Annotated in this window: 8 protein-coding genes and 2 pseudogenes; all 10 read right to left on the bottom strand. The window is 52.5% G+C overall.

Annotated features, from left to right (window positions below; genetic code table 11):
- A pseudogene (locus DM373_RS29130) lies at positions 1–244 on the bottom strand (hypothetical protein); the annotation flags it as partial.
- A gap of 269 nt (positions 245–513) precedes the next feature.
- Positions 514–942 (bottom strand): hypothetical protein, encoded by a 429-nt coding sequence (locus DM373_RS27630; RefSeq protein ID WP_110996510.1) that lies wholly within the window; start codon positions 940–942, stop codon positions 514–516.
- Between the two features lie 416 nt (positions 943–1,358).
- Complete coding sequence (locus DM373_RS27635) at positions 1,359–1,730, bottom strand: Imm50 family immunity protein (protein WP_157966898.1); 372 nt, start codon at positions 1,728–1,730, stop codon at positions 1,359–1,361.
- A gap of 125 nt (positions 1,731–1,855) precedes the next feature.
- On the bottom strand, positions 1,856–2,284 hold the full coding sequence (locus DM373_RS27640) for an SMI1/KNR4 family protein (RefSeq protein WP_110996512.1): 429 nt from the start codon (positions 2,282–2,284) through the stop codon (positions 1,856–1,858).
- Positions 2,285–2,359: 75 nt separating this feature from the next.
- Positions 2,360–2,860 carry a DUF4265 domain-containing protein gene (locus tag DM373_RS27645; protein WP_110996515.1) on the bottom strand — a complete coding sequence of 167 codons (501 nt, stop codon included), beginning with the start codon at positions 2,858–2,860 and terminating at the stop codon, positions 2,360–2,362.
- A gap of 301 nt (positions 2,861–3,161) precedes the next feature.
- Positions 3,162–3,677, bottom strand: coding sequence for a hypothetical protein (locus DM373_RS28870; RefSeq protein WP_157966899.1), 516 nt, complete (start codon positions 3,675–3,677; stop codon positions 3,162–3,164).
- A 412-nt stretch (positions 3,678–4,089) separates the two neighbouring features.
- Positions 4,090–4,434, bottom strand: a pseudogene (locus DM373_RS27650) (RHS repeat domain-containing protein); the annotation flags it as partial.
- 208 nt (positions 4,435–4,642) lie between these two features.
- Complete coding sequence (locus DM373_RS27655) at positions 4,643–4,981, bottom strand: immunity protein Imm33 domain-containing protein (RefSeq protein ID WP_110996514.1); 339 nt, start codon at positions 4,979–4,981, stop codon at positions 4,643–4,645.
- A gap of 409 nt (positions 4,982–5,390) precedes the next feature.
- Entirely contained in the window at positions 5,391–5,873 is a 483-nt protein-coding gene (locus tag DM373_RS27660; RefSeq protein ID WP_110996516.1) for a DUF4265 domain-containing protein, read from the bottom strand.
- Positions 5,863–10,548, bottom strand: coding sequence for an RHS repeat-associated core domain-containing protein (locus DM373_RS27665; RefSeq protein ID WP_167409880.1), 4,686 nt, complete (start codon positions 10,546–10,548; stop codon positions 5,863–5,865). Before DM373_RS27665 ends, DM373_RS27660 begins: the two co-directional genes overlap by 11 nt.
- Between the last annotated feature and the right edge of the window lie 8 nt (positions 10,549–10,556).

Below are 10,556 nucleotides of genomic sequence, written 5' to 3' on the forward strand. Positions count from 1 at the left end.
CATCATTCATAGGGTAAAAATCGATCAAACTCCGCCCTCCAAGCTGGAGATGCCCAGCATCTGCCAAGGTCGCAATTGACAGCTTTGTTCCTAGATCAAAATAGTCGTCAATCGACTCATATATTTCATCAATCACAGAGAGGCTTATAGAAAACTCTCTCTGCAACACGGAGGAATCCCTGTTCGAGATACCTTCTACGAAACGCTCTAACTTACTGCACACCAACTTCTCTACAGATTTCATCTTTCATTGTGCCTTGTACGTTTTAAATTAATCTGTAATCAAGCGCTCAGCAGACTTGGGCAAATTCTCGTGGTGCTTGGCTTCGTTGCCGCGCGGCCCGATGGTGACCAGCGCGCCCCGCATGGCGTCTTGTCTATGGGCTGCCAGAATAATGACGCCGACAAGGGATTCCCAGCTAAACTCTCTCGACCCGTGGCCAAATAATTAAACCCATATCTACAAAGCTCACCCACATGCAAACCAGGCACAACATTTGGCTAAATCAGAATTCAAATAGATTCTCTTGAACTCCACTTTTCCGCCTCACTGACACGGCCGTACAGAGCGTTTATTTTAAGCACCCCATCCTCTACGACAACACAGTACCGCCGACACGGAACCAAAGCCTTAGCATTAAAAGTTTCAACAAAAAAACTACCGCCCGACTCCTTTTGAGAATCCACAATTACTGCCTGAGCGAATTCTGGCGGCCGCGCCGTATTTAGCATATCGAGCCGACTTCGCGCTATAGTTTCATTTGCTTTACAACTCAGAAATTCTTCGAAAACACCTGCAAGCTTAGCTCTTGTTTCGATATCAGCCTTGAACCGCTCCTCAGCACTTGTTTTATATCCGACAGAGCGACGGCGTTTATTATACTCAACTTCCCAGCCAAGCATCCGCTCCAGAAAAAATTCTAAAAGCTTAACAACATCCATTATCGCTCCCTCACTTGAATATCCTATACTTCACGCATAAGCACGAGAGGTGGCATTAGTTACCGACCCAACTCCAGTCCAATTGCTTGCACTAGCGGATCGGACTCATGTGCAGTGCTTGGGCAGCCGGCACGAAGCTGCCTGGCTCCTAAACGTAGCGCACGGTACGTCGAGAGTGCCCCTCGTCGCGCAGTGGTGAGATTTCCTAGGCCAGGGCTTTGCCGTCCCAACCGAAGGGGGTGAAGCCGTAGCCGAATTCACGTTGGCGCTTGCGCTTGGCCAGTCCCATCTGGCTCCACAAGACTGCTGGCGATGCACCAGCTTGCCACGCGCCTCAATAGTAGCAATAACAGTCGCGACCGAAGCCCTTACACAACACAGGTTATGCATTAATCTCAACTCCAGTTTTCGCGAAATCAAGCCCACCTTATATCATCTCGAGGAGTAATATCCTCAATGCTAACAAATTCAGACTCACAGAAAATCGCCCCTCCTTCAGAAACAATATTTATGGAAGCCACCCCAGCCGAACTTCTAATTTCTGGACAACAACTAAAGCCAATCTTGATCAAATTCGCCTCGAATTTTTTGATCCCAAAAAAACGCAACGAAACGGTCATTGAATTATAGCCCTTCCCGTCCCATTTCTCAGAATGCTTTTCAGGGATGCCTTTAATACAAAACAGAAACCTCACCGCATACTCTTCATGAACATACACCCCCATTAGCTCGGCGCTCGTCATATCCAAAAATCCGCCAAACATATTGACAACTTTTTCCTTATTCAAGGCATGCTCAATCCACATATAAACTCCCCTTCAGTTTATCCCTCACCCTTCTTCATAGCCCCAGCATACATTCAGCCAGTAGACATGAATAAGTCACACCCAGATTGACTTTCCACTCAAATAATTTAGTCAGGTCGTTTAGACGAACCAATAAAATCATTGAAACTATCGGCCACCTTTACAAACCCTCCCACCTCATGACTCCATATCCCAACTACAGGTTCGCCACTGGAACCCAAGACTTCATAATTGAAACAGTAAAAATCACCAGTACCAAATTCCGCAAACGGCAGTAACCCTGAAAAATTCTTTCCATCTTCAGAAAAAATTTCTAGCCACTCCGACCACGACCCACTATAGATTTTAACTATAGACTCCCAAGTCTTGCGCGGATCTCTACTATCAAAAACTGGGAAGATGACAAGTGCGCCAAGCGACCTTCCATTATTCAATAGAAGCCACTCTGTAAACGACTCAGGAAACTGCATTTTCAGTTTCTGCTCAGCATCCTTAATGGCAGCAATCGTTGTTCCAATGATGCGAGTCTTAGACATTAAAAGCTCCTATTGAGGTGCACCACACTATGGTCGGAAAAATGTGCCTGATCCTTCACAATAAAAACGACGTGGTCAGTGGCGTGTTCCAAGCGTCGCTAGGCTCATCGCTTCCAGCAGCCGCTGTGAGTCAATACCCGCATGCTGCAAGCAAGCATCTTCATAGGCAATGGCTCCGCTTTGTGCGAGACCTTCTAGATAACCGTCAACTGCTTGGAAATTTGCCTCGGGCGGCAGATCTACAGAGAAAAGCGAGAAGGCCGAGCTCACCGAGCAACGCCCACCGAGGGCTTTGATTTCCTTAATCACTTGTGCCTTAAGGTCTTTGTCCTCGACAAAGACTCTCAGCGTGGTATGGCCTCCCTGGTGCAGGACGCTAATGGCTACGGTTTCCCCATCTATCTTATCAGCCTTGACCACGTCACCCTTGCTAACGCCATATATATAAGCGGGGACGTTATCAATTTTATATTCGCCAGCCCCGACTCTTACTCCCCATATGGCCTCCGTTGATACGGGAGGGTAGTCATCTTCATCGGAAATGAGGCTAAAAACTATTTCTTCATAGGAATCCATAAAATTCTCTGCACAGTCATTGTCTAACACCAATACGACTCAATAGCTTGTTTTTTCTTTTGGGTGATTAGAGAGACCACGATTGCCTTTCCTACACAGAGCCTGGACGTTCTCTTCCGTATCACCACCTTTCGAGTCCGCTCAACATGGTCGTATTGCCTTTCATTGCTAGGAGTTGTGCCATTTTTTGGACTTTCCGACAAAAAAACACATTGAACCAATCAACAAAACACCATGAACTTCTTCCTATACTTAAAAACCTGAAGGCAAAATACTTCCAGGCTAGCAAAATCCAACCATATCAGGAGAACTGGAATGACATTATTCCCTGCACGCTAGGCCTGGAATCTAGCTGAAAATTATCCTTCAAAAAAACATAGACTACTCCGTCGGAAAAAATGCCTAACTCTTCAGCAAAGCCAACATCTATATCATCCCCATTTATCATCATTCGGCAGTTGCTACCTGACAAAGACTCTACGTCTTGCACCCAGGCAATCGCTCCGCCTGCTCGCGAAGTAAAATCCTTATCCGTTTCCGCAGCACTAGAAACTTCAAGCTCAATCTTACGAGCCGGAGAAAGATCACCATACTCATTACGAACATGACCGCAATTATCATGACATATAACTACAGACTCATTTTCACCATCAATGGTTAGCTCCTCCCAATGAAGATAAGTATCCTGTTGATCGTAAGGTGTGAACAATGACAGCCAGCCCTCCGCGTCTTCCTCGACCCAGCCTGCCGGAAAAGTCATTAAATGGAGAAGCGCCTTGCCTTTGGAGTCCTTGGGCCACGCAAAATCATTCGGCAAAGCGCAACCTCCTCCCACATGGGGATCCTGAGTACTTACAGCATCTGGCTTGAATATCAGCTTCCTCAAAATTCTCTTCTCCTATCAGTTGCAGCAACACATATTCTTCAAAAATGTATTTGACTGTGTGTGTGCATTCGCTTAGCTTGAGCCGCGCTTACACCTGATTTTCTGAGTACTCCTTGCCAAACATCCATATACCTCTTGTTGAGCTTACCATCGGCAACAAATTCGAATTCATTCTTGCCGTTAGTCCCTAGATGCTCCCTCGTCAATTTCTATGCACTTTGACGTTTTGGTAACTCGTGAGTGCAATTGATGGATTGCTGTCCATCCATGAACCGCCTGAACACTCCATCTGCTCAGCGCCTTGTTTCTCACAAGCTCATGGACATCAAGCTTGTCGTCCGTGGGGATCCGCTTCCAGCGGGCGGCTCAGCTCTTGGGTTTTCTGATACAGCAGGTTGCCGGCCTGGTCGAAGTCAAAGGTTTCCACGCCGAGGCGACTGGTCGCCTGCAGCAAACGACCGACTGGGTCGTATTGATACTCCAACTGACCACGACAAGTGTCATGGATATTGGTGAGTTGACTGGCAGCGTCGTAACGGTACTGACGCTTGAGCAGAGTGGACTGGCCGGCATGGCTGCCCAGCAGTTGTTCCTGCAAACGCCCGACCGGATCCCAGGCCTGGGTCTGCATCAGCATGTTGTCCTGGTGGCGCACCACCTCATGCTGGTTGAGGGTCATAGCGAGCAATATAATCAACTACTCCGCCGACGCCATCATCCTCGTCAAGCCTGACAGCAGGATGAGTTTGGACAAAGCCATACAGGTGGCTCAAGACTTCAGCGAGACCTGCATGGCTTCAAGAACACTAGTGCTCCGCAGAGTAAGATCGAGCCAACTTCACTGCGAAACGGCGCGCTCAAGACCATCTGAAAGCCCCACAAACTTGCGCCGCAAACTAGTCAAACCACACATCTTCATAGCCATTTCTGTCGATGATGAAATTAGCGCCTTCTGGAAGATATAAATATTTAACTACCTCCGGCAAGTCTTCTATTAAATGATGGGTGTGAAGCGCTTGGTAAAAGTCATCCGCATCCGAATGATTTCCGCAATAGAAGAACCAACTCACTCCACCCTCTTTCGCATCTCGAATACGTGTACCGTAGATCGGAGACTCACTTAGAGTATTAAACGCTACAGCCACTCGCTCTTCAGGTGCGTACGGTGGAACACCGTACCGCTTACATGCTTCCTCTTGCTCATGACTAGGATTGCCCCTGAGTTCATTCTCCATTATTTAGCTGCTCATTTTTCTTCATCACTTTAGAAAATACAGAAGCCTGCCCACCTTGCTGCCTTGAGCATATTTGACAGTGCAACTGCGCTGCCGAAACATAATTTTTTACAGCAGCATCATTAGTTACCGTCCAATAGTACTCTACTGGCTCCACCTGTTATCGGCCTTGGGCCTGCCCCGGAAGTGTGCTTTCGAATGGTTTGCGGACGGAGCCCTAGGACGCTGTAGCTGTAGTCGATCTTGAGTTTGTCGTCCCTTTAGCTAACCAATCGGCCGTAATGCGCAGGCTCTTGGTGACATGGCGATTACAGCTGAACAAAGCAGTTGCCATACGAAATTTTTCGCACAAGAAACTCTTAACAGCCGTCAAACTAGCCGCGCCTGCCACCCCCACAAAGCAATGAGCCTAACTATCTAGCCACCAGTCCAATAACGTATCATCATCAAGATCATTGAAATTCTTATATATATTCGAATAGTACCACTCTATGCCTGTCTCCTCCTTGAACTTATTAAACACCTCCCTAATTTTATCCCGCCCACTTCTCGCCGGAACACTAAACGCCAAATTCCCTCGATATACGCCATCAAGCGTACCACCCAGCGAATTATTCACTTCAGCCTCAAGCCTTGAAATCGTGTCCGCATCAATATGCTCCGCATACAAATTAATGCAGAAATTACCCCCTCTTTTTATCACTACAGCAGGGGAGTCTGGATCTTCAATACTAATCAGATCCCCCTTTGCAAGATTAAGGGCGAGCCCTGGAGATGACAAGAGCTCATAGATATGCTCGCCTTTTCGAAGAGCAGGAAGCTCTTCATAGACTGGGCCTTTTCTTTTCGAAACAAACACCTTAATAACACAAAAATCTTCTCTACCTTCCATAAGGCGCTCCGCAGCTTCCTCTCTCAACACAAGACATTCCTTCTTTCACATAACCACTATTCCCAGCACTCAGATTACAAGACGCCCCCTCCAGCGCGGTATTACATGGTGCCAAATTCCCCCCCTTCGACGTGGGGACATTCGTATGACCAAGGTGCATATCGGACGGATTTGTAGAGCTATGGCCACATCTCCAGCAGGTATAGACGCCATTATTGTTATCATCCGCGTCCCCAATGAGTCCATCGCGAACCTTATCCTGACCTCGCCGGTGGCCACCATCCTCCTTGCTTTGCGCCATCACTTGAGGGCTTACTCCCTGCCCATCAGTTTTTGCAAATGCTGATGGAGGCTTCTTCGCCAAACCAAGTGGGTCAACCCATTCAATAGGGTTAGCCGCATACGCAAAGAGGTTCAATCCCCCGGAGTAACGAATTGGGTCCAGCCCGATGAATCGTCCCGTTTTAGGGTCGTAGTACCGATTTCGGTTGTAGTGTAACCCGGTCTCATGATCGTGATACTGACCCTGGAAGCGTATCTGGTTAGTCAGCCCATGCTGCTTAGCCCAGTCCGAACGCTCCTCGCGGACTTCACCCCACGCCTTATATTGCCCCGCCCAAGCGACATTGCCCTGCTCATCGGTCAGCTCCATCGGCGTGCCAAGGTGGTCACATTGATACCAGGCAATTGCGTCGAAGGGCTGTGGTTTCACCTCGGTGTGCCACAAGGGATCTTGATCGAAGTCATACTCCCGCTGGCTCCAGTCCGGTTGCTTGTGCAGGCGGATCGGACTCTTGCGCAACGCTTGGGCGACCGGCACGAAGCTGCCCGGTTCATATAAGTAGTGCACGGTACGCCCGGTATCGCCCTCATCACGTGGTGGCGAGCTTTCCCAGGCCAGAGTGTCGCCATCCCATCCGAACAAGGTGAAGCCGCAACCCAGCTCGCGTTGGCGTTTGGCTCGCTCCAATTGGTTCCAGCCGGTACCGGCCTCAGGCCGGTCCCAGAAATGCGCCACCGAGTATTTGTGCAGACGGCGCCCCAATGCGTCGTAGCAGTATTCGACCTTGAGCTTGTCATCGTTGTAACTGGCTAGCCGGTCGAACAGGTCCCAGGTGAAGTGGGCATGTGCGCCGTTATTCAGGCGGTGCACCAAGTTGCCACGTTCGTCGTAGCGGTAATGGGTACCGGCATACTCGCGAAGCAGGTTGTCCATCAGCTTGTTGCGACGCGGATCCGCTTCCAGCGGGCGATTAAGCTCCTGCGTTTTCTGATCCAGCAGGTTACCCGCCGGATCGAATGCGAAAGTCTCCACGCCGAGGCGGCTGGTGGCCTGCAACAGACGGCCAACCGGGTCGTACTGGTATTCCAGCGGGCCACGTCGGCTGTCGTGAATGTTGGTCAATTGGCCTGCAGCGTCGTAACGGTATTGCCGCTTGAGCAAAGTACTCTGACCGTCATGACTGCCCAATAGCTGTTCTTGCAAACGCCCAGCCGGGTCCCACGCCTGGGTCTGCATCAGCTTGTTGCCCTGGTGGCGTACCACTTCGCGGTGCAAATCGTCACGTTCATAGGCCAGCATTTCATGCTGGTCGAGCGTCATCCCCAGCAAATGACCGCTGCCATAAGTCAGCAAGCTGACCTTGTGACCGTCTGGACGAATAGTCGACACCCGTTGGTTAAGGGCGTCGTACTCGTGCTGCCACACCGCGACCATCGGTGTGTCAGTGGCCAGGTAGTACTGGTGCTCACGAGTCAGGTTGCCTGCTTCGTCGTGGAACCACTGCAACCTACTGGAGGCGTTGACCGCTTGGATCAGTTGGCCGTTGCGATCGTAGACAAAGCTCTCAGTCTGACTCTGGTCACGCAGGTGAGCAGTACGCTCAGATAGACGTCCTCTACGATCGAACCGAAGCTCGATGCGGCGCTGGCCGACTTGAGTGCTCGCCAGGCGGCCGCTATACGGGTCGTACTGGTATCGGGTGACTAAGCCATCGAAACCGGTTTCTTGCAGCATTCGCCCAACGGGGTCATAGAGGAAACTGGCCTTGCTCTCGTTCTCGTTCTCCAGCCCAGTCAAGCGACCGACTTTGTCCCAAAGGTAGCGCAGAGTGTGCTCGTTGGCGTCAACGCGCTCGACAAGCTGGCCGGCAGCGCCATATTTCCAGGTGGTACAGCGGTCGAGGGCGTCGACATGAGCCAGCAAACGGCCCTCAGCATCACGCTCGAAGCGTTCCTCGGTCTTGTCCGGGTGGGTGATCCTAGCCAGTTGCCCGGCCTTGTACTCGTAGGCGGTCTTGTTACCGGCGGCATCGGCGAACTCGATCAACTGACCGAGCGTGTTGTAGCTCCAAAGGCTGGTCTTGCTGGAGCAGTCGGTGTATTCGAGCAGTTGGCCAGCGTCGTTATAGGCCAGTTTCTTCTCGTTGCCGATGGAGTCCTTGATCGCCTTGACCAACCCGGTCGGGGTGTAGGCGAACTCGGTTTTATTGCCCAGCGGATCCGTGGCTTCGACCAGATTGCCGCGCTCGTCGTAATCGCGCAGCCACAGCCCGCCCTCGGCATCACGGATCTTGATCAGCTGGTCTTGATCGTCGTAGGCGTAATGCACCACGCTGTGGTCGGCACGAATGTGCTTGAGGCGATTGCTGCGCGAGTCGTAAACGTAACGGTCCTGACTACCGTCCGGATGCACGTGACGAATGACATTCTTGCACGCATCACGGAACAGCCATTCGGAGTTACCGTCCGGGTGCTTGATGCGGTAGGTGTAACCTTGCTGATCGTAGTAGTGCCAAGTCTCCTGGCCATGAGCGTCAGTAACGTAAGTCAGGCGGATGTTCGGGTCCCATGCGAGGCGGGTTTCGAAACTGCCATCGTCGGCCCATTCGTGAATGGCCTTGGCGTGCGGGCCACTGCCATCCCACTCGAGATTGATACCGCGATCAGTGCGGTCGGTGTAACGGGTGATCAGGTGGTTCTGGTACATGTAGCGCCAGGCAGCTCCATGCTGGTCCTGGGCTGCTGTCAGGTCACCTTGGTCGTCATAGTGGTAGGCGCATAGTTGACGCAATGGTTTGCCGTCAACCACTTGCCACAGCCCCTGTAAGTGCCCGCGCTCATCGTGCAGCGTGCCGAGTTGCAGGTGGACCTTGCTCGGGTCGTCATCTTCATAAGTATTGATGTCCGACAGCACCGGGCAGTCGTGATGGCGGTGCTCGTAGTGCAACATCGCCCCCGCGCCACTGCGCAGTTGAATGTGCGTCAAATAGAAGCGATCACCATGACGGGCATAGGTCTCGCGCCGCTCGAGGCCGCGCAGCAAAACCAGTTGCTGCTCACCAGTTCGCACCAGGGTGAAGTTTTCCACTGCGTCATGGTGTGGTTTGCCCTGTTTGGGCAACGGGTAATCGTGGCTGCGACCATCGTAGTCGTGGAACTCTATGTGCTTGTCGAGCACGTCGATGCAGGTAGTGAACTCGGTGATCCAACGGGCACCGAGGATGCCGTCGTCCAGCTTGTCTAGGCGTGAGTTGTATGTGCGCGTCCAAGTGACCGGAAACGGGCCGGGCAGCCTGAAGTCGGTATGGTGCACTGACTCGCTGCCCAAGGCGAAGTTGATGCGATTACAGGTGCTGGTACAGACCTCGTTCTTCTCGTCTTTAGCCGCCTGCTCGGCCGGCCCCTGAATCCTGATCGACTCGTTTCGCCCTTCAGAAGACTGATGCCGGGCCTCAGCAGTCGAATTCTGCTTGACCACGGTAGGCATAGCCTTGGGATTGCGGTGGTGCCACTTCGTACTGCTGTCATGCAGCATCACCAGCAGGCTCTTGATCGAGTCCTTGTTGTCCGCATTGGCCAGGCTCATCAGCTTGCCGCTCATCTGCGGCGCGAGCTTGCGGAACTGCTGGGTGCTCTTGAGCACGTCGTTTTGCACCGAGGTGGGCACGGCGTTGCTCAGCAGCGTGTTGGCTGCGCCCTTGCCCATGGCCGAGTAGGCATTGCTCAGCGCGCCAAAGGCGTTCTCGAAGGCCACCGCAGGGTCGGACTTCCAGGTATCGCTGACCTTCTGCGCCATCTGCGTGGCCTTGTCCAGGTCGCCCTTGCTGTCGAGCTTGCCGAGGACGATAGCGTCGATGGCGTCGGCAGTGTTGAGGATCAGCCTCTCGCCGGTCTTGGCAGCATCGCCGAGGATGCTGTCGAGCTGGCCCTGGGCGTCGACCAGGAAGGTGTCCAGTTCGCCGAGCAGGTCGGCGTTGAGGTGGCCGACGATGATCTCGACCAGCGCGTCGCCGAGGATCTCCTTGCCCTCCTGGCGAGCCAGGGTCAGCATCGGCCGCAGCCCTTTGCGCGCGGCAGCCATGGTCGGCGGCGCAGGGATCACACCAATCAGGTTGATACCGAGGCTCACCCAATCCCACGGGTCGGGCTCCTTGGCCGTGGCCAGGGTGACGATATCGCCCACCGCATCCACCAGGGCGATGATGTTGCCGATCACCGGCAACACCTCGGCGGTGTCCTTGAGCCGTTCGAGGTTGACGTAACCGCCGCTGATCTCGCGCAGCCAAGCGTCGAACACGGCGGCGCCGCGGCTGACGTCGGCCATGCCGATCTGATCGAGAGGGACGACCGCCGCCTGGGCTGGACGTGATTTTTCAGAGGTATCGGCGGTCATGACATCAG

Origin of the sequence: Pseudomonas sichuanensis (assembly GCF_003231305.1) — a bacterium.
Classification (GTDB): domain Bacteria; phylum Pseudomonadota; class Gammaproteobacteria; order Pseudomonadales; family Pseudomonadaceae; genus Aquipseudomonas; species Aquipseudomonas sichuanensis.

Bases quoted from the DNA above. Each gene is read 5' to 3' on its own strand.
- DM373_RS27630 (WP_110996510.1), bottom strand. From the start codon at position 942: ATGGATGTTGTTAAGCTTTTAGAATTTTTTCTGGAGCGGATGCTTGGC.
- DM373_RS27640 (WP_110996512.1), bottom strand. From the start codon at position 2,284: ATGTCTAAGACTCGCATCATTGGAACAACGATTGCTGCCATTAAGGAT.
- DM373_RS27645 (WP_110996515.1), bottom strand. From the start codon at position 2,860: ATGGATTCCTATGAAGAAATAGTTTTTAGCCTCATTTCCGATGAAGAT.
- DM373_RS27655 (WP_110996514.1), bottom strand. From the start codon at position 4,981: ATGGAGAATGAACTCAGGGGCAATCCTAGTCATGAGCAAGAGGAAGCA.
- DM373_RS27660 (WP_110996516.1), bottom strand. From the start codon at position 5,873: ATGGAAGGTAGAGAAGATTTTTGTGTTATTAAGGTGTTTGTTTCGAAA.
- DM373_RS27665 (WP_167409880.1), bottom strand. From the start codon at position 10,548: ATGACCGCCGATACCTCTGAAAAATCACGTCCAGCCCAGGCGGCGGTC.